Origin of the sequence: Aeromonas sp. FDAARGOS 1405, from assembly GCF_019048265.1 — a bacterium.
Lineage (GTDB): Bacteria > Pseudomonadota > Gammaproteobacteria > Enterobacterales > Aeromonadaceae > Aeromonas > Aeromonas veronii_A.
In genome coordinates, this window is record NZ_CP077311.1 from 2500504 (window position 1) to 2519152 (window position 18649).

General features: G+C 59.5%; 17 protein-coding genes and 1 pseudogene. 9 read left to right on the forward strand and 9 right to left on the reverse strand.

Annotation, left to right across the window (positions count from 1 at the left end):
* Positions 1–87: 87 nt before the first annotated feature.
* Positions 88–1002 (forward strand): LysR family transcriptional regulator, encoded by a 915-nt coding sequence (locus tag I6L35_RS11820; RefSeq protein WP_042658174.1) that lies wholly within the window; start codon positions 88–90, stop codon positions 1000–1002.
* Between the two features lie 104 nt (positions 1003–1106).
* Here I6L35_RS11820 and I6L35_RS11825 read toward each other — a convergent pair whose 3' ends face one another.
* Positions 1107–2519 (reverse strand): TAXI family TRAP transporter solute-binding subunit, encoded by a 1413-nt coding sequence (locus I6L35_RS11825; RefSeq protein ID WP_216978248.1) that lies wholly within the window; start codon positions 2517–2519, stop codon positions 1107–1109.
* 81 nt (positions 2520–2600) lie between these two features.
* Positions 2601–3746, reverse strand: coding sequence for a MalY/PatB family protein (locus tag I6L35_RS11830; RefSeq protein WP_216978249.1), 1146 nt, complete (start codon positions 3744–3746; stop codon positions 2601–2603).
* 182 nt (positions 3747–3928) lie between these two features.
* Here I6L35_RS11830 and I6L35_RS11835 point away from each other — a divergent pair, with 182 nt between their 5' ends.
* On the forward strand, positions 3929–5101 hold the full coding sequence (locus I6L35_RS11835; RefSeq protein WP_005334914.1) for an MFS transporter: 1173 nt from the start codon (positions 3929–3931) through the stop codon (positions 5099–5101).
* Between the two features lie 15 nt (positions 5102–5116).
* Here I6L35_RS11835 and I6L35_RS11840 read toward each other — a convergent pair whose 3' ends face one another.
* Entirely contained in the window at positions 5117–6031 is a 915-nt protein-coding gene (locus tag I6L35_RS11840) for a LysR family transcriptional regulator (RefSeq protein WP_216978250.1), read from the reverse strand.
* Positions 6032–6158: 127 nt separating this feature from the next.
* Entirely contained in the window at positions 6159–6914 is a 756-nt protein-coding gene (locus I6L35_RS11845) for a YciK family oxidoreductase (protein WP_216978251.1), read from the reverse strand.
* A gap of 222 nt (positions 6915–7136) precedes the next feature.
* Between I6L35_RS11845 and sohB the strand changes: the two genes are divergently transcribed.
* From sohB to I6L35_RS11860, 3 genes are all read left to right on the forward strand, one after another.
* Entirely contained in the window at positions 7137–8144 is a 1008-nt protein-coding gene (gene sohB, locus I6L35_RS11850) for a protease SohB (protein WP_216978252.1), read from the forward strand.
* Between the two features lie 180 nt (positions 8145–8324).
* On the forward strand, positions 8325–9545 hold the full coding sequence (locus tag I6L35_RS11855; protein WP_216978253.1) for an MFS transporter: 1221 nt from the start codon (positions 8325–8327) through the stop codon (positions 9543–9545).
* 236 nt (positions 9546–9781) lie between these two features.
* On the forward strand, positions 9782–10987 hold the full coding sequence (locus I6L35_RS11860) for an MFS transporter (protein WP_216978254.1): 1206 nt from the start codon (positions 9782–9784) through the stop codon (positions 10985–10987).
* 1 nt (position 10988) lies between these two features.
* On the opposite strand, the gene I6L35_RS11865 is transcribed toward I6L35_RS11860, so the two are convergent.
* On the reverse strand, positions 10989–11342 hold the full coding sequence (locus I6L35_RS11865; protein WP_216978255.1) for a DsrE/DsrF/TusD sulfur relay family protein: 354 nt from the start codon (positions 11340–11342) through the stop codon (positions 10989–10991).
* 158 nt (positions 11343–11500) lie between these two features.
* Between I6L35_RS11865 and I6L35_RS11870 the strand changes: the two genes are divergently transcribed.
* Positions 11501–11893 carry a DUF1090 domain-containing protein gene (locus tag I6L35_RS11870; RefSeq protein ID WP_216978256.1) on the forward strand — a complete coding sequence of 131 codons (393 nt, stop codon included), beginning with the start codon at positions 11501–11503 and terminating at the stop codon, positions 11891–11893.
* Between the two features lie 56 nt (positions 11894–11949).
* On the opposite strand, the pseudogene I6L35_RS21120 reads toward I6L35_RS11870, so the two are convergent.
* The 4 genes and pseudogenes from I6L35_RS21120 to I6L35_RS11885 form a co-directional block, all read right to left on the reverse strand.
* Positions 11950–12030, reverse strand: a pseudogene (locus tag I6L35_RS21120) (ferredoxin); the annotation flags it as partial.
* Between the two features lie 27 nt (positions 12031–12057).
* Positions 12058–12306, reverse strand: coding sequence for a YfhL family 4Fe-4S dicluster ferredoxin (locus I6L35_RS11875; protein WP_005334896.1), 249 nt, complete (start codon positions 12304–12306; stop codon positions 12058–12060).
* A 1-nt stretch (position 12307) separates the two neighbouring features.
* Positions 12308–13669: a tRNA 5-hydroxyuridine modification protein YegQ gene (gene yegQ, locus I6L35_RS11880; protein ID WP_216978257.1), complete on the reverse strand. Its 1362-nt coding sequence runs from the start codon at positions 13667–13669 to the stop codon at positions 12308–12310.
* Between the two features lie 228 nt (positions 13670–13897).
* On the reverse strand, positions 13898–14635 hold the full coding sequence (locus I6L35_RS11885; RefSeq protein ID WP_216978258.1) for an EAL domain-containing protein: 738 nt from the start codon (positions 14633–14635) through the stop codon (positions 13898–13900).
* 248 nt (positions 14636–14883) lie between these two features.
* Between I6L35_RS11885 and I6L35_RS11890 the strand changes: the two genes are divergently transcribed.
* From I6L35_RS11890 to I6L35_RS11900, 3 genes are all read left to right on the forward strand, one after another.
* The gene (locus I6L35_RS11890) at positions 14884–15606 is read left to right on the forward strand and encodes a hypothetical protein (RefSeq protein WP_216978259.1); all 723 of its coding nucleotides are present in this window, start codon (positions 14884–14886) and stop codon (positions 15604–15606) included.
* Positions 15607–15636: 30 nt separating this feature from the next.
* Positions 15637–16128: a CS1 type fimbrial major subunit gene (locus tag I6L35_RS11895; protein WP_216978260.1), complete on the forward strand. Its 492-nt coding sequence runs from the start codon at positions 15637–15639 to the stop codon at positions 16126–16128.
* A 176-nt stretch (positions 16129–16304) separates the two neighbouring features.
* Positions 16305–18638, forward strand: coding sequence for a CS1-pili formation C-terminal domain-containing protein (locus I6L35_RS11900; RefSeq protein WP_254204436.1), 2334 nt, complete (start codon positions 16305–16307; stop codon positions 18636–18638).
* Positions 18639–18649 lie beyond the last annotated feature (11 nt).

Consider the following 18649-nt stretch of genomic DNA (forward strand, 5'->3'; position numbering starts at 1 on the left):
AGAGAATCATATAATTATGGCCAATTTAGCGGCAAACCGTCCGATTTTGCCTGGCAAGCCCCGCACATTGCGGGTTGAGGGACTCTTATGCTGGATATTCACTGGTTGCAAACCTTTGTCACCCTGGCCCGATTGCAACATTTTGGCCAGACAGCCACCGAGCTGCACATGACCCAGCCCAATGTCAGCCTGCATATCAAGCGGCTGGAGCAGGCGACCCGGGTGCGGCTGATCGAGCGCAGCCCGTTTCGCCTGACGCAGGCGGGGGAGCGGCTGCTGCAAAGCGCCGAGCGCACCATTGCCGAGTTGCAGCTCTGCCAGTCCGATCTCAATGCCCTCAACCAGCTGAGTCAGGGGACGCTGGCCATCGCCGCCAGCGACATCATCTCCCGCCTGCTGCTGATCCAGCCGTTCCAGCGCTTCAAACGGGAGTTTCCCGGCATCGACCTCACTCTGTTCAACACCACTTCGGATCAGGCCGCCGAGCTGGTCAAGGCGGGCAAGGCGGATCTGGGTTTTGTCATGGCGCAAAAGCGCAGCGAACCGCTCTTCTATACCGAGCTGCAACAGGTGACCTGGTGCGCGCTGGGCCACGGCCTTGCCCGCTGGCAGGCGCGGGCGGTGGCGGGGGAGAGCGATCCCCTCGACGAGCCGACCCTGATCCTGCTCGGTCACGACACCCGTACTCGGGCGCTGATCGACCCGTCCCTGCCGCTGCTGGCCTTGCCCCCCTGCCGCATCATGGAGGTGGGCAGCGTGGACGCCCAGCTGGATTGGGCCGAGGCGGGCTTTGGTGTCGCCATCGTGCCGGACTTTTCCCTGCATCCGCGACTCAACCTCACCGCGCCGGTCACCAGCCTCGGCGACTTTCCCGGTACCAGTCTGGGCTACGTAGTGCGCCAGAATCAGGTGTTGTCGCGGGCCATCAAGCAGTTGCTGCACTGGGTGGAGGAGGAGATCCAGAAGCCCAACCCCTATCTGACCCGGGTGATAGAGCCATAGCTGTACGGCAAGGTGAACAGGCCAATCGACTGCGCCACTATCGAACGCATATCAATAATCAGGGCAGCCGAGGCTGCCCTGATGCGTTTGTGGGTGCTGACCACTCAGTGCTGCGGCGGTGTGGCTGCACTGGTGGCAGGGGAGGGAAGTATATCGGTTTTATCCTGCGGTGGGGTTTCGTCAGCAACCGCGCTGCTGGCCGGCTGGGTTGCCTGCTCTTGCTGCGAAGTTGCCGCAGAGGCGCTCTGTGGCAACTGAGTCGAAACGGCAGCCGATGGTGATGGAACCGTTGACGCTGCGGCAGAGGGAGCCACTCTTTCCCCCTCGGTGGTCGGCGTAGCAGTGAGTTCGGGGGTGACCTCGAGCGCCTCTTCGGGCAAGGGATTAACCTCTGTTGCTTCTGTTGCCACTGCGGCACTGCTGGTGGCGGTCGCGTCAGAGGGCGCAGTCGCCCCGTCGGCGGCACTCACCGGCCCTGTCGTGGGCGCCGCCTCCGAGGCCGATGGCGCTGGTGCTAACGGCTCCGGCATCAGCTGTTCCGCGGTTAACTTCTCGGGGGTCAGTGGCAAGGGGGCTGGCGGTTGATCCGACATCCCCGCATGGAGGGGTAGCTCGGTTTGCGCCTGCAACTGCTCGGGGGTCACCTTGCTCAGGGCAGGATGCAGCCGACTGAACTGTTTGACCCGGGCCAGCAGGGTATCGCGCACGGTTCGGACGATGGGGTCCGGCAGGCTGGCCAGCGCCACCAGTTCGGCACTCATCCCGATGTTGTTGATAGCTGTAGTCTGCCCCGGATAGAGGTTGGCGGCGATGCGGCTGCGCTGGTAGTAGGGGTGCTGCTTGAGCAGCGTGTCGATCTGCTCCCCTTCGATGGGGATGAGGCGCACCTTGCAGCGGCTGATCAGGTCGCCGACCGCCAGACTGGGGTGACCGGCTACCACAAAAGCGGCATCCAGCGAGCCATCGCACAGCCCTTCCAGCGGTTCGCTGTCCGATTTGAGCTGATAGGCAGCAAACTGCCCGGGTTGCCATCCCATGGCTGCCATCAGGGCATGGCTGGTGATCTGCTCACCGGCGCCCTTGTTGCCCGGATAGACCCGCTTCCCTTCGATATCTGCCAGGGTGGTGATGCCGCTATTGGGGGCGGCCAGCAGGGCCAACGACTCCTGATAGAGGCGAAACAGGCTGCGCAGCTCATTGTTGGCCCCCTGCCCACTGAAGGGGCCGGTGCCGTGCAGAGCGTGGTGCAACACATCGGACTGCACCAGCGCCAGCTGTACGTCCCCCTTGTCGAGTGCCTTGAGGTTGGCCATCGAGCCACGGGTGCTCTGCACGGTGCAGCTGTCCCCATGCAGGGCATGGCCGGCATTGAGCACCCGGCAGATGGCGCCACCGGTCGGGTAGTAGACCCCATTGAGCGGGCCCGTTCCGATAGTCAGCGCCTGGCTGCCAAAGGGGAGCAGCGCAGAGAGTGCACAGAGTGGGAGCAGAAGGTGATGCAAGATCCGTAGAGACATAATTGACCGTTGACTGAGTTGACCGCTGGCTGATGACACAGGGAAAAAGGGATGGGGCTTGCCCATCCCGTTGCTGGCTGATCAGGGCTTGTTGTGGTTGAGGATTGCCCGCTCAATCCGCGCCAGCGCGTCGGTCAGCCGTGCTCTGGTGCAGCCGAAGTTGAGCCGCACGAACTGACCGTCGCCAAACTGGGCGCCGGGGGAGAGACCAACCCCGGCCTGCTCGAAGAAGGCGATGGGATCGGCAAGGCCAAGGGCGCTCACATCGATCCAGGCCAGATACGTCGCCTGATGGTTGGCCAGCTTGACGCCGGGCCAGCGGGCAACCGCCTGCTGGATCAGGGCCAGATTGGCCGCCAGATAGTCGAGTTGCTCGGTCAGCCACTGTTCGCCACCCTCATAGGCCGCTTCGGCGGCGACAAAGCCCAGCAGGTTGACGTCGGCGCTGATGCCGCGCATCGCCTGTTGCAGCCTGAAGCGCAGACGGGCGTTGGGGATAATGGCGAAGGAGCAGCAGAGACCGGCGATATTGAAGGTCTTGCTCGGGGCCATCATCACCGCGCAGCGTTCGGCCGCTTGCGCACTGATGGCGCCGTAGGGAATGTGGCGGGCGTTTTTATCCAGCAGCAGATCGCAGTGGATTTCATCGGAGCAGATCACCAGATTGTGGCGCGCGGCGATGGCATCGATGGCCAGCAGCTCGTCACGGGTGAAGATGGTGCCGCCCGGGTTGTGGGGGTTGCAGAGCAGCAGCAGATCTGCGGCGGGGGCCTGACGCTCCAGCTCTTCAAGATCCAGCACCCAGCGACCCGCTTCCTCAATCATCGGCACGGTGAGCAGGGGACGATCATTGAAGCCCGGCGCCTGCAGGAAGGGGTAATAGACCGGCTTGGGGGTGATGATGCCGCGACCATGCTGGCTCCAGGCCTTGCAGGCGAGGTTGAGCCCCGGCACCACGCCTGGCAGGAATACCAGCCATTCGGGCTCGATAGTCCAGCCATAGCGGGTCGCCATCCGTTCGATAATGAGTTCGATCAGTCGCGGCGAGGGGCGTGAATAGCCGAAAATGCCGTGGGCGACCCGTTTGGTCAACGCCTCGATCACGGATGGGGGGGAGACAAAGTCGGTATCGGCAACCCACATGGGCAGCACATCCTGACCCTTGTACTTGTCCCATTTCAGGCTCATGGTGCCACTGCGGTCTACTTCCTGATCAAAATCAAACATGCGAACTCCTTGTGCTGGCAGGATGGGCTTTCACTCTACGGGGTCGCGGCCTCCCTCGCAAGGCGCACACCTGCTTATGCCATCCTTGAGCCCGCTCTTGATAGTGACATAAGATAGGCGCCGAATTTTCATACGGCTGCCGCCCGTTAGCCCGTATCGTCCTTCCAATCAGTGGTAACCCTATGAGCTTGTCGATAGCGGCGGTCAAACGCCCGGACCCCGTCTCCCTTTCATTTCTTGCCGTGACCTTTATGACCGGCGTCGCGGTGGCATTGCAGGTGCCTACCTTAAGTCTGTTTCTGGCCGAGGAGGTGCAGGTGCGCCCCTTTCTGGTTGGGCTCTTCTATACCATCAACGCCGTGGTGGGCATTCTGGTCAGCCAGTGGCTTGGCCACCGCTCCGATAACAAGGGGGATCGCAAGCGACTGATCCTGCGCTGCTGTTTTGCCGGGGTGGCGCTCTCCTTGCTGTTTGCCTGGAACCGCAACTACTGGCTGTTGGCGAGTCTGGGGGTGATGCTGGCGGCGCTGGCGGCCACAGCCAGTCCCCAGCTGTTTGCGCTGGCGCGGGAGTACTCCGACAGCCGCAACCGGCGGGCGGACATGTTCAGCTCGGTGATGCGGGCCCAGTTTTCGCTGGCCTGGGTCATAGGCCCGCCCATCGCATTCGCGCTAGCCATCGGCTACGGCTTCGAACTGATGTACTTGGCCTCGGCACTGGCCTATCTGCTCTGCGCCCTGGTGGTGTGGCGCTGGCTCCCCTCTCTGCCTTTGCCCAAGATGGCCGAAGAGACAGAGCGGGTCAGCAGCTGGCGGGATCCGGCGGTGCGGGCGCTCTTTATCGCCTCCACCCTGATGTGGACCTGTAACAGCATGTACCTGATCAATATGCCGCTCTATATCACCCGGGAGCTCGGGATGGATGAGAAGCTTGCCGGTATCCTGATGGGCACAGCGGCGGCGCTGGAGATCCCCTTCATGCTGCTGGCGGGTTATTACACGGCCCGTTTTGGCAAGCGCCCCATGATGTTGTTGGCGGTGCTGGCTGGCGCGGCCTTTTACACAGGTCTGGTGACCCTCACCGACCAATACGCCCTGATCGCCTTGCAGCTGTTCAACGCCATCTTCATTGGTATCGTGGCGGGGATCGGCATGTCTTACTTTCAGGATCTGATGCCGGGGCGAGCCGGGGTGGCGACTACCCTGTTTGCCAACAGCATCCGCACCGGCTCCATTATGGCGGGGGCCATCGCCGGGGTGGTGGCGGAGGTGTGGAGTTTCCACGGGGTCTTTATGGTGGCGTTGGGATTGGCACTGGTAGCACTGGCCGCCAGCTGGCGGGTGCCCAACGTCTGACGGGGGATCTGGCTGTTATTTATCGTGCTGGGAGTGGGCGTGCGGGAGCGGCGCTGATTCGCCCTGATATTCGTTGCGCAGGCAGCGCAGCAGCAGCTCGGTCGCGGGGCCGAGGGATTCGGGGGAGAGGGTCAGCAGATAGGTGTAGAGGTGGCGCTCGTTGCCGCTCTCCAGATCCAGCTGTATGAGTGAACCTTCCGCCAGCTCCCGCTCTACCAGATGGCGCGGCAGCCAGGCATAGCCGAGGCCGAGGCGCAGCATGGCGAGCACTTCGTGGTAGTGGGTCGCCTTCCAGCCGGTATCATCTGCATCGTTCCAGTCCACCGAGCGGTGAATGGGGGGGTGAAGGCTGATCTGGTTGTGGCTGGTCAATACATCGTTGCGGATCGCCCCCTCCTCCTGTGCCAGCGGATGACTGGCGGCGCAGAGGGGCAGCAGGCACACCTCGTCCAGCAACAGGCCGGTGCGATCGCCGGGCAGGTGCTCGGAGAGCATCAGATCCCCCGGTTGCAGGGCGTTGAAGTGGCAGTGAATGCGTTCGTGCAGGTTGACCCGGCAACCCCGACTGCGAGGATAGAAGCTGGCCAAGGCCCGATAGAGGCGATCCCTTGGCTGCAGCGCCGAGACATAGAGGTTGATCTGCGGCTCCCACTGCCGCTCTAGGTTGTTGGCCAGATTCTCCAGCTCTTCCACCTGCTGGCTCAACTGACGGGCCCGCTTGAGGAAGATCTCGCCCGCCGGTGTCAGCACTGCCTTGCGGCCGCGCACCTCCAGCAAGGGCACCCCCAGACTCTGCTGCAACTTCGCAACCGCATGATTGAGGGAGGACTGGCTCTTGTTCAGCGCCTCGGCCGCCTGGGCGTAGCCGCCGCAGTCGACCACCGCCTGAAAGATCCGCCATTGCTCAAACGTGCTCTTGGGACGAAACATAGTTCAACCTGATTGGAGATAGGATGGTCAGTGGTTCGAACAGGGAGCCTGTGCCCCCTATTCAATTTAACCCTTGCCGCACAACACTCTGGGTATTTTATTGATTTATTTGGGCTGATACGCCTGTTTATTTTGGCTGAGCCACAAAGGTCTGGCCGGTTTTGCCGCGGCTGTCCGACCCCATCAGGTAGAGGTAGAGCGGCATCAGGTCGGCCGGGGTCTTGAGGTTCATGGGATCTTCCGCCGGGAAGGCGCTGGCGCGCATCTTGGTGCGGGTACCGCCCGGATTGAGGGTGTTGACCCGCACGCCTGTGTTCTCCAGCTCGTCGGCCAGCACTTCCATCATTCCCTCGATAGCAAATTTGGAGATGGCATAGGTGCCCCAGTAGGCGCGCCCTTTGCGTCCCACGCTGGAGGAGGTGTAGACGATGGAGGCATCGCCCTGCGCCTTGGCGGTCTGGCGCAGCAGCGGCAGCAGTGCCTGGGTCAGCAGGAATTCCGATTTGACGTTGACCTGCATCACCTCGTCCCACTCCTTCTCCTGAATATGTTCAAACGGAGAGAGGGTACCGAGCAGACCGGCGTTGAACAGCACGCCGTCGAGGCGGCCAAACTGCTGGGCGAAGGTTTCGGCCATGCCGCGGTAGTGGGCGGCGGTGGCCTCTTTCAGATCCACCGGCACGATGGCGGGCAGCGGATAACCGGCCGCTTCAATCTGGTCATACACGGCTTCGAGTTTGGCGCTGGTGCGGCCGAGCAGGATCACGGTGGCACCGTGGGCGGCGTAGGTGAGGGCGGCTTCGCGGCCGATCCCGTCGCCGGCACCGGTGACCAGAATGACTTTATCCTTGAGCAGATCGCGGGGGGCCTGATAATCGAGCATGACAACTCCTGTTAACAAATTCCGGCCATAAGTGCATGGCAATCGGCGCCAAGTGTACTGATCCGCGCTCCTGTTTGACCAGCCAGCGGCAAGAAAAATGTGAAGAAAATAGAGAGGTTGTGATGCTCTGGTTGGTTTTTCCGGGCACTGGCTGCGATTTTTTGCGCGCATTCACCAAACTCCCTAGAATGTGACGAAAACCGATCCATTCTGGAGTCCATCGTGACATTTCTGACCGAATATGGCCTGTTTCTGGCCAAGACAGTGACCTTTCTGCTGGCCATCGGCGCCATCATCCTGATGATCGTCAGCACTCGCCAGCCGAAAGCGCGCAAGGGTGAGCTGGTGGTGACCGATCTCTCGAGCGAGCTGGAGCAGGGGCAATTTGCCCTCAAGAGCGCGCTGGCCAGCAAGGCTGAGCGCAAGGTGATGGAAAAGCAGCAGAAGGAAGAGCAGAAAAAACGCACCAAGGCCGGTGATGAGCGAAGCCGCCTGTTCGTGCTCGATTTCAACGGCAGCATGGATGCCAAAGAGGTGGCCTCCCTGCGCGAGGAGGTGAGCGCGGTGATTGGCGTCGCCCAGCCCGGCGACGAGGTGCTGCTGCGGCTCGAATCCGGTGGTGGCGTGGTGCATGGCTATGGCTTGGCCGCTTCCCAGCTGCAGCGGCTGCGCGATCGTGACATCAAGCTCACCGTGGCTATCGACAAGGTGGCGGCGAGTGGCGGCTACATGATGGCCTGCGTGGCGGACAAGATCCTGGCTGCCCCCTTTGCCATCGTCGGCTCCATCGGGGTGATCGCCCAGATGCCGAACTTCAACAAGTTGTTGAAAAAGCATGACATCGAATTCGAGATGCACACCGCCGGGCAGTACAAGCGCACTATCACCATGTTCGGCGAGAACGACGATCTGGGGCGCGAGAAGTTTCGCGAGGAGCTGGCGGCGATCCACGAGCGCTTCAAGGCCTTTGTGGCCGAACACCGCCCGCAACTCGATATCGATCAGGTCACGACCGGTGAGCACTGGCTGGCGAGTCAGGCCAAGGGGCTGGGGTTGGTGGATACCCTCTGCACCAGCGATGACTACCTGCTGGCGCAGGCCAGCCACCACAAGGTGTTCGGCATCAGCTATCGCAAGCCAAAAAGCCTGACCCAGAAGCTGGGGCAGCAGGGCGCGCAGGCGCTCGAGGCAGGAATTGGGCGGCTGTGGCAGCAGAGCCCCTGGCGCTAGCCAGAGAGAAATCCTGTGATAAAAAGGCCAGCCGATGCCCATCGGCTGGCCTTTTTGCATCCGGTTGCACCTTGTCGGTGAGCGAGGGTTGTTTCTATTGAGGCCCTCTGTTACAACTGAATGCTTTCCCCGTTTATGACAGGATCTTGTGGTAAGAGCTGCGGGGCATGGAGCATAGCGATGTCATGGAGCACCTTCAGGCAATTTACCCCGCTGGTCTGGATCGTCATTCTGGGCACCTTTATGGTGCGCACCAGCTACTACATGGTGTGGCCCTTCCTCTCCATTCTGCTCTATCGGGAGTATGACCTTTCGGCCACCTTCATCGGCCTGTTGCTGGGTGGCTCGATGGCCCTCTCTACCCTGGTCAGTTTCTACGGCGGCTGGCTCTCTGATCGCTTCGGGCGGCGCAGCATACTGCTGGCCGGTTGTCTGGTGGCGATGATCTGGTTCGGTCTGCTCGGTTTCTCCCATGCGGTGTTCTGGCTCGGGATAGGAGTGGTGGGCAGCGGCCTCTCGTCGGGGCTCATCGATGCCCCCGGCAAGGCGCTGATGGCCGACAGTCTGGCCTCGGCCAAGGCGCGGGAGCTGGCACTGCACCTGCGCTATTTTCTGCTCAACCTGGGGGCGGCGCTGGGGCCGCTGCTCGGGGTGACCCTCGGGATCAACGCCCAGCAGGAGACCTTCCTGTTTCTGGTGGTGAGCTATTTGCTGCTGGCGCTGGCCTTTGGCTGGGGCTTTCGCCGGGCTGGCAGCACAGGCAAGCCGGGGACTGCCGGGCCCGGCTTGCGGGATGCAATCAAGGTGTTGCTGGCGGATCGCGCCTTCCTGTTGCTGGTGATGGCCAATCTCCTGATGGTGCTGGTCTACTCCCAGTTTCACTCACCGCTGGTGCAGTACCTGACCCGGGCCGGTATGCCGCAGGTGGCCGAGCTGGTTGCTCTGCTGGTGGCGACCAATGCCCTGACCGTGGTGCTGCTGCAGTTTCCGCTGCTGCGCTTGTTGTCACGCTGGCCGGTGCGGGTACGGCTTCATATCGGCATGGCGCTCTTTCTGGCGGCCCAGCTGCTCTTCGCGCTGGGGGACCCGATGGTGCGCAGCCACTGGTTTGGCGCTGTTCTGCTGCTCAGCATCGGCGAGACCATCCTGTTCCCCCTGCTCAACGTGCTGATCGATCAGATGGCCCCCGCTCATCTCAAGGGGAGCTACTTTGGTGCCAGCGCACTGGCCGGGTTGGGAGGGGCCGCCGGCGCGCTGCTGGGAGGCTGGATCCTCGAACAGTGGAGCGGTCAGCTGCTCTATGTGCTGATGGCGCTGCTCTGTGTGGTCACTCTTTCGTTGTATGAGTCGGGTGCTCGTTATAGCGCTCGACACAAGGAGGGGGTTGGCAAGGCGGTATGACGCCCGAGCTACCTGTGATGTTCCTACTTGAGTGCTAAATATCAGCCTGAAATCCCTCTAACGGGATGAAAGGCAGTCAACAAGGCCACGCTGGCTGACCTTGTGTATTGAGATGTTTCGGAGGAAAACGCCGTTCAGCTGGTCCGGCGCGGATAGTGGTTGCCTCGATGGAGTCCTCTGTTGCAACTCCCCTTTTTGCCACTGATTATTTGACCCACGCTCCACGGAGTCTTGCTATGCCATGGAATACCCTCAGGCAATTTCCCCTGCTGGTCTGGATCGTCATTCTGGGCACCTTTATGGTGCGTACCAGTTTTTTCATGGTCTGGCCTTTCCTCTCCATCCTGCTGTATCGGGAGTATGACCTCTCCGCTTCCGGCATCGGGATGTTGCTAGGTGGCGCGGCAGTGCTTTCCAATCTGATCGGCTTCGACGTGGGGTGGCTTTCCGACAAGATTGGCCGCGGCGCCATTTTGCTGCTGGGCTGTACAGTGTCGTGTGGAGCCTACCTGCTGCTTGGTTTTGGCCACTCTCTTTGGCTGATCGCACTGGGGGTGTTTGGCTCAGGGCTTTCCTATGCCTTTATCGATACCCCGGGCAAGGCGCTGATGGGCGATCAGCTGCCCCAGAAAGCGCAGCGAGAGCTGGCTCAACACCTGCGCTACTTCCTGCTCAATGTGGGGGCAGGGGTGGGGCCCTTGATTGGCGTGATGTTTGGGCTGGGGGCGCGGCAGGAGACCTTCTTGGTGACCGCGGTGAGCTACGGCTTGCTGGGGCTTGCATTTTTGTTCGGGTTTCGTCGTGCTTGCGCCAGTCAGCCTGCTGCCGGGCTCACGCTGGGGACCATGCTCAGGGTGTTGGCACAGGATCGGGCCTTTATGCTGTTTATCCTCGCTAACTTGCTGATGATGCTGGTCTATGCCCAGGTGGAGTCGCCGCTTATTCAATATTTGACCCGGGCCGGTGCACCTGAGGTCGAGACCCTGGTGGCGTTGCTGGTGGCGACCAATGCGGTCACCATCATCACCCTGCAGTTTCCGCTGTTACATGTGACCCGGCGCTGGCGGGTGAGTCTGCGGTTACGGTTCTCCATTCTGTTGATGGCGGCGGCCCAGGTGCTGTTCGCCCTGTCGAACCCGGCATTGCATTGGCCCTGGTTGATGGCTGTGTTTTTGCTAAGTGTCGGGGAAGCGGTGCTCTTTCCGCTCTTTAACGTGCTGATCGACGAGATGGCGCCCCCTCACCTCAAGGGGAGTTACTTCGGTGCCAGTGCTCTTGCCGGACTTGGCTGGGCGCTTGCCCCCTTGGTGGGGGGCTGGCTGTTGCAAGTATGGGGAGGGCCAGCGCTGTTTGTCGTGATGGCGGGGATCTGTGTGCTGGTGTTCGCCCTGTACGGAGCGGGTAACCGGGAGGCCAGGAGTCTGACCTGCCCGGTGAAGTAACTCAGAAGGTCAGTACTTTGTCGGCAGCCAGGGTCCATTGAGCCAGCATCGCCAGGGTGCCGACCTCAATCCCTTCGATCAGTGGCAGGGCGGTGATGCCCCGGGCATCGGTGCAGGTTTTGCACAGGCGAATGGTGACGCCCTGAGCCAGCAGGATCTCCAGCATTTGGCGCAGGTTGTACCCTTCGGCCGGTGCCTGACCGGCCAGTGCCGCACTCACCGCATCTGACAACAGGAACAGCTTCAGGCTGGCGTCACCCTGTTCGCTCAGGGCGATAGCGAGACGCAGGGCATTGAACAGGGATTCGCTGCCATAGGGGGCGCCATTGGCGATCACCACAATCTGTTGATTCATAAGAGACTCCTGATTCTAAAAAGCGTCATTGTAGAACCAACCGGATGACGATAGCGTGATGTCGCACAACTTCTGTCGCACCTTTTCCCTGCTTGCTTGACCCGTTAGCGAAACACGGTTCTTATGGTCAGTTCGCAAACATGACCGGGTGAATCGAGATGTGGAAAAGTGTAGGAATAGGGTTGCTGCTGTTGGCGGGTCATACCTATGGCAGTGAAGCTGTCGGCTGCAAGGCTCGTCTGCAGGCCGTCAACGACCAACTGGTGTTTGCCAAAGCTCACAACAATGCCGGACAGATTGCCGGCCTGGAACAGGCTGCGCGCAATATCAAGGCCAACTGCACCGATGAGGAGCTGCTCAAGGAGCAGAAAGAGCGGGTTCACAAGCTGCGTGGCGAGGTGGACGAACGCCTGCTCGAGTTGCAGGAGGCGAGAGTGAGTGGCAAGCCGGAGAAAATTGCCAAGCAACAGGCCAAGCTGGAGGAGTCCCAGACCAGGATGCTGGAGGCCCAGCGGGAGCTGGACAAGCTGAGTCGATTGATCGGCAAGTGATGGCCAGTTGCTGAACACAGGATCAAAAAAGGCCGATTGCTCGGCCTTTTTTCGTTTTACTGTCGGTGCATCCGCACAAACGTCCCCATCAACTGATCTTCGGTTTCCACATGAGCAGGATTCCGGATGATGCAGTCTGCGAGTTGCAGACGCTGATGCCTGAGTTACTGCCGGTGCATCCGGACGAACTTTTCCATCAGCTGATCTTCGGTTTCCACATGAGCGGGATCCCAGATGATGCAGTCGATAGGGCAGACACTGATACAGGTCGGCTTCTCATAGTGACCGACGCACTCGGTGCAGCGACTTGGGTCGATCTCGTAAATCTCCTCACCCAGGCTGATGGCCTGGTTCGGACACTCGGGATCACACATGTCACAGTTGATGCACTTGTCGGTGATGAGCAGTGCCATCTCAGGCGGCCGAGTGGGGCTGACGGGTATCCTGACGCTCACCGAGGTTGCGCAGCAGGATGCCGTAGTTCACGTCCACTTCCTTCGGCACCGGCACATAGACTACGTGGCCGTTGCCCGGTGCGGTGTCGATGAGTTCGCCCTTGCGGTTCTGCATCTGCTCCAGATTGAAGCTGAGGTTGCCCTGCGGGGTCATCAGCTCCAGGCTGTTGCCCACCAGGAACTTGTTCTTTACCTCGACCTCGACCATGTCACCGTTGCGACCGGTGATCTCGCCGACGAACTGCTGGGTGTCGGAGACGGAGTAACCGTAGTCGTAGTTTTGGTATTCGCTGTGGTTGTGACGGCGCAGGAAGCCCTCGGTATAGCCGCGGTGGGCCAGATTCTCGAGGGTGCCCATCAGGCTGCGATCGAACGGGCGACCTGCCACTGCATCGTCGATCGCCTTGCGATAGACCTGTGCGGTACGGGCGCAGTAGTAGAAGGATTTGGTACGACCTTCGATTTTCAGCGAGTGAACGCCCATCTTGGTCAGTCGCTCGACATGCTCGACGGCGCGCAAGTCCTTGGAGTTCATGATGTAGGTGCCGTGTTCGTCTTCGAACGCGCTCATGTACTCGCCCGGGCGGTTGGACTCTTCCAGCAGCACCAGCGCATCGGTCGGCTTGCCAAGTCCCAGGGTGTTGTCCGGACGCACGGCGATCGGCTCCTGACGGTGGACGATCTGGCCTACCTCATCTTCTTTACCTTCGTGCACCTTGTACTCCCAGCGGCAGGAGTTGGTGCAGGTGCCCTGGTTGGGGTCACGCTTGTTGATGTAGCCAGAGAGCAGGCAGCGGCCGGAGTAGGCCATGCACAGTGCCCCGTGGACGAACACTTCCAGCTCCATCTCCGGCACCTGCATGCGGATCTCCTCGATCTCGTCGAGCGACAGTTCGCGGGAGAGGATGACCCGGGTCAGGCCTATCTGATGCCAGAATTTCACCGTGGCCCAGTTGACTGCGTTGGCCTGCACCGAGAGGTGAATGGGCATATCCGGAAAGGCTTCACGCATCATCATGATGAGACCGGGGTCTGACATGATCAGCGCATCCGGCTTCATCTCCACCACCGGGCGCATATCGCGGATAAAGGTCTTGAGCTTGGAGTTGTGGGGCTGGATGTTGGCCACCACGTAGAACTGCTTGCCCAGGGCATGGGCTTCGTTGATGCCGAGTTGCAGATTCTCGTGATCAAATTCGTTGTTACGTACCCGCAGGCTGTAGCGGGGCTGGCCGGCATAGACGGCATCGGCACCATAGGCATAGGCGTAACGCATGTTCTTGAGGGAACCTGCGGGGGAGAGCAATTCTGGTTTAAACATGGCTGACTCTTTATGTCTGATTGCAAATCAGGACGACGCCACCTGATGGCATCGTATGGCTTGAGCTGCGGGGGGAGTAGATACTCGGACCGCTACCCGATAACGGCATATCCGGGCTGTACGTTTATAAACAATATGCGCCGGATAAACGGGGTGCGAGATTGTACTCGTCCTCACCGTATCATGCAATTTGGCAGGGGCTGGAGTCGACGTGATCAATGGGGCCTTTCAGGCCCAGCGTGAGAGGGGGGAGGGCATGGCATGGGCATAGCCCTGCTGATAGTCACAGCCGAGCTGGTTGGCGATCTCGATGTGTTGCTGGGTTTCAACCCCTTCGCACACCACCTTCATACCGAGCCGCTGCAAGTACTCTACTAGGCCGGTTAGCATCCGTAGGGCATGGCTATTCTTGGTGGCTTGCAGCAACAGGGAGCGGTCCAGCTTGATGATCTCGTAAGGCATCGCCAGCATGCGCTGGAAGTTGCACTCCAGGGCGCCAAAGTCATCGCAAGCGATATGGGCACCGTGGCCACGCAGCACCTCGATCAGGGCCAACGCCTTGCGCTGTAGCGGGGCGTACTCCACTACTTCGAACCATATGTCGATCCCCACCTTGCGTGCCTGCATCAGCACCAGTAATAACAGGTTCTTATAGGTGGGGCTGTTCAGTGCCGGGTTGAGATTGATGGAGAGGAAACAGGGACCGTTTTTCGCCAGAGCCGGTAGATCACGCATAATGGCTCTGAGCATGACGATGTCCAGATGTAGAGACTGCTCCTCACTGAGGGACGCAAAGTCGATGCCATGATAGTTCTGCCGGGCAGGCTCCCAGCGTCTGGCCAGTACCTCGTAACCCTTGACCTGATGATCCTGGCCAATGATTGGCTGATAAAAGGGCATGGCAAGATCGGCTACTGCGATGCTTGCCATGTCACTTATTGGGTACTCTTCTCGAAATGCAAACACGGCACTCACCTGTTGACTGATAAGGGGTGCGGATAATACAGCAGAGATGCGTGAGAAAGCCTGTAGGAATTGTCTGATATGTCGGCGGTGTTTTTTGAAGTCAATATCAGAATATTCTGATTAACAGTGGTTCATGTGACTCGTAAAGTAGTGTCATCGATATCCTTTCGGGTGGTTTGCAAAAATATATAAATTTCCACAACGTAGGGAAAATAAAAATCTCGCAGCAGTTTTTTGGATAAAAATTTATGAGGAAGTTCATTTCAATTCTTTTCTGCTTAATATGTGGAAATGTTTTTGCATCAGCTGAAATAAGTATTGGCACGCTCTATGACTACATGTCAGGACAACAGAGCACCTATTTGAAACGGGTTCGTAATCAGGGTGATGCAACAGCCTTTGTAAAGGTGGCCATCCATGAAATCACCTATGACAGTGATGGTATGCCACAGGAGTCGCCGGAGCTGACAGAAGGTAATCGAGCACTGGTTGCAAGTCCTTCCAGGCTCATTATTCCGGCAAGTGGTGTGCAGGCAACCCGTTTTCTGTTTATGGGAGATCGCGATAAAGAGCGCTACTTCAGGGTTCGGTTTATTCCTGTGTTGCCCAGAGCAGAAGACAGCTTTGATATTGATGCCGGTGCTATTCAGAAAGAACAACAACAGGTCTCCGCTGGTGTAAATATATTGACCGGATTCGGCTCAATCCTGTTCGTGATGCCAAGAAAAAGTCACTTTGATACCCAAATTATTGAAGATGAGAAGATGACCACCATCATCAATAAAGGCAACACAACACTCATACTGGATTTTTTTGAAGAATGTAATGAACGGAAAACAAATTGTTCCAGCCCAACCAAGATTCATCTGCTGCCAAATATGAAAAAGCAGTTGATGAAGAAGAGCGATCGCCTCTATCGATTTGTGCTGATAGAGGGCGACAAGAGTAGAAACATGGTGATTGGTCACTGATGTTTCTTATATCCGAGAGAGGAGAGAGTAATGAAAGTATGGATAGCTGCGCCCCTGGCCATGCTGGTGTCGGCCAATCTGATGGCTGCCGAACGTGTCGAGCATCAGGTCACCGTGACCGCCCAGATCCCGACCGAAGCTTTCTATGTGCAGCCGACCGGCGGGGACAACTGGATGAGCACCCCGCAGAAGCTGGCCTACAACCCTTATACCAAGAAGCTGGACAAGCTGAGCAAACAGCTGGATGCCAAGAGCACGATCGGCGCCATCACTGGCTACCTGACCAACCCGGCCGTGATGGCCAGCGGCAACGACAACATTCCCCTGACCGTTAAGGTGGGTGGTGTCGCCCTGTCGACCACCTCCGTTGAAGTAATGAAGGCTGATGATGCCAAGACCGGCAAGTTGTTGGGGCTGGAAGTGATCCCGGTGGATGCCCCGGTCACTGGCTACAAGCCAGGCAACTACCAGGGGGTAGTGAACATGATATTTGAATCGGAAGCCCCTAAAGGCGGCGCATAAGCCGATTGATGGAGGCTCCCTGTATCGGGGGAGCCTTTTTGTCTGTGCTTAGAAGAGCGAGATAGGTCGTGTCGTATTTCTCTTTCCTGTTGATCCTGGTTGCATTGTGTGTACCGGCCTGGGCTACGGGGGGGCATGTTGCACAACCCCTTGACCTGCTACAACAAGCAGAAGATTTGCCTGATGGTTTTGCCGACTACTTCTTCGGCGTCCCGCTGACGGTGCGCATCCTGGTGGATGGGCAACTGTTGGGGGAAGGCGAGATAGTGCTGGGCAAAGACACCAGTGTACAACTACTGGCTCTGACCGACGGCCACGAGAGCGAGTTGGAAGAACGGGACCGCCAGCGCTGGAGCAAGGTGTTGACGGCATCCCATCGACTGGGCCCATGTCAGAATCAGTGTACCGACGAAGTGCTGGCGCTGGAGTACAGCCTGGAGAACTCCCAGTTGTCGGTGCTGACGGCCGGTGCCGAGAAGGGGCAGCCGCTGACCCGTTATCACAACCTGCCCAGCGGGGGCAGCTATGGCGCCCTGTTGCGCCACCAGTTGAACCTGATCCAGGGGGAAGGGGAGCAGCGCAGTGGCCGTTACAACCTGATGGCACAGGGCAGCATAGGACAGTGGACTCCGCTGCTGGAGGGAGAAGTGAGCCAGTCTGGCAGCGGGCAGGCGGCTCAGCATCATGTGCAGCAACTTTATGCCGAACACGAAGGTACAGGACATTTCTATCGGCTGGGCTACTTCTCGCCCTATGCCCAGGGGCTGGTGCGTCAGCCCACCCTGTTTGGCGGCGGAACTCCGACCGTGCTTGGGGTCATGCTGGGTGACTCCGACACCCTGTTGATAGAGCAGGGCCAAGTCAGTACCACACCTGTCTATGTCACCCCGAGCCGACCCGGCATGGTCGAGATCTATCGAGATGGGCAGCTCATCAACTCGCAGCAGGTGCTCTCCGGCTTGCAGGCGCTGGATACCAAAGTGCTGCCCACCGGCATCTACGAGGTGGAGCTGCATGTGCTGGAAGATGGCCAAGTCACCGAGCGGCGCAGAGAGATGATCTACAAGCCGATGAACTGGCAAAACCCGGATGAAAGCTGGCGCTTCAACCTGTTTGTGGGCCAGCAGACCCGCTTGTTCAGCAACTGGGAGGAGGACACGGCCCGGCCTCTGAGCAGCGGTGTCATGCTCAACCATCTGCTCACCCCTTCGGTGGTAGTCGGGGCCTCCAGCCAGTATATCGACCAGCGCTGGCAGCATGGTCTCTCTGCCGACTGGAGCCTGGATAAACAGTGGCGGTTGTTTGGCAACCTGATGGCGACACAGGCGCTGGGCAGCGGCTTCGATCTGCAGGCTTTGTACCATTATGGCGAAGGTAGCCTGGTGCTGAGCCACCAGCAGCAGCGCCAGCATGGGAAAGTCGGAGAGGAGAGCCGTGACCTCAAGCAGAGCAACCTGTCGTTGCAGCAGCGGCTCGATGAGTGCCACTCCGCCAACTTTTATCTGGCACACCAGGTGGGGCGGGGGCTGGGGGCCGATCTGGGCTGGCGTTACAACGGAGAGTTGCTTGGTCATACGGTGAGTTGGAACCTGACGGTGTTTGACCGGCCAGGTAGCATCAGTACCGATCATGCGAGGGACAGGGGCGGCATGCTCTCCCTGAGCATGAATCTGGGAGGAGAGCATAGCCTACTGGCCATCGGTATCGGCAGTCGAACCTCTCGTTCCGGTGGGCAGGAGCGCAACGCCTCCCTCGGGTACCAGCAACAGTTGGAGTGGGGCGCACTGCAGAGCGTGGGGGCCAACTTGACTACCGACAGTTACGGCGTCGGCACGGCAGGCTACGCCAAGTTTCAGGGGGCGTTGGTCAGTGGTGATGCCCACCTGCAATCATCCTCCTATAACCGGGCGCTGAGCGGGGGGCTCAACCTCGACAGTACCCTGGCGTTTGGCGATGAGGGCAGCTTGACCATGACAGGTCAATCGCAAGGGTTCGAGGCGGGCATGATAGTGGACCTGGAGTCCGATATGCCCGAGCTGACTCTGCGCGCCGATGACGATCAGGGTAGCAATATCAAGTTGCGGCCCGGTCGCAATCTGATACCCGTAGCCGCCTATCGCAGCGGTGCCGTGCAGCTGGATCTGGCAGAGCACGATGCGCCCTCGGTGAGCATTCGCCCCAACGTGCTGCCCTATCATCTCAACAAGGGGGGGGTGGCCTATCACAAAGTCAGGGTCATGCAGACAGTAACCGTCATCGGTCGATTGTTGGATGAGAAGGGCGATCCCTTGAGAGGCGCCATGGTGGTCAACCACGCGGGCCGCACAGTCAGCGAGGCAGATGGCTTCTTTGCGGTGGAGATGAGTGAGCGCAATCCCAGCTTGCAGGTGGAATATCAGGGAGCACAGCAGTGCGATCTGGCGCTGGACACGGCCCGAGCCGAACGCCAACAGGCTGTGTTGTTACTGGGTGATCTAGTTTGCAGTACCCAGGCCTGGGCCAGTCAATAAATGCTTGAGCA

Bases quoted from the DNA above. Each gene is read 5' to 3' on its own strand.
- I6L35_RS11825 (WP_216978248.1), bottom strand. From the start codon at position 2,519: ATGTCTCTACGGATCTTGCATCACCTTCTGCTCCCACTCTGTGCACTC.
- I6L35_RS11835 (WP_005334914.1), top strand. From the start codon at position 3,929: ATGAGCTTGTCGATAGCGGCGGTCAAACGCCCGGACCCCGTCTCCCTT.
- I6L35_RS11865 (WP_216978255.1), bottom strand. From the start codon at position 11,342: ATGAATCAACAGATTGTGGTGATCGCCAATGGCGCCCCCTATGGCAGC.
- yegQ (WP_216978257.1), bottom strand. From the start codon at position 13,669: ATGTTTAAACCAGAATTGCTCTCCCCCGCAGGTTCCCTCAAGAACATG.
- I6L35_RS11840 (WP_216978250.1), bottom strand. From the start codon at position 6,031: ATGTTTCGTCCCAAGAGCACGTTTGAGCAATGGCGGATCTTTCAGGCG.
- I6L35_RS11875 (WP_005334896.1), bottom strand. From the start codon at position 12,306: ATGGCACTGCTCATCACCGACAAGTGCATCAACTGTGACATGTGTGAT.
- I6L35_RS11855 (WP_216978253.1), top strand. From the start codon at position 8,325: ATGTCATGGAGCACCTTCAGGCAATTTACCCCGCTGGTCTGGATCGTC.
- I6L35_RS11890 (WP_216978259.1), top strand. From the start codon at position 14,884: ATGAGGAAGTTCATTTCAATTCTTTTCTGCTTAATATGTGGAAATGTT.
- I6L35_RS11895 (WP_216978260.1), top strand. From the start codon at position 15,637: ATGAAAGTATGGATAGCTGCGCCCCTGGCCATGCTGGTGTCGGCCAAT.
- I6L35_RS11870 (WP_216978256.1), top strand. From the start codon at position 11,501: ATGTGGAAAAGTGTAGGAATAGGGTTGCTGCTGTTGGCGGGTCATACC.
- I6L35_RS11830 (WP_216978249.1), bottom strand. From the start codon at position 3,746: ATGTTTGATTTTGATCAGGAAGTAGACCGCAGTGGCACCATGAGCCTG.
- I6L35_RS11860 (WP_216978254.1), top strand. From the start codon at position 9,782: ATGCCATGGAATACCCTCAGGCAATTTCCCCTGCTGGTCTGGATCGTC.
- I6L35_RS11820 (WP_042658174.1), top strand. From the start codon at position 88: ATGCTGGATATTCACTGGTTGCAAACCTTTGTCACCCTGGCCCGATTG.
- I6L35_RS11845 (WP_216978251.1), bottom strand. From the start codon at position 6,914: ATGCTCGATTATCAGGCCCCCCGCGATCTGCTCAAGGATAAAGTCATT.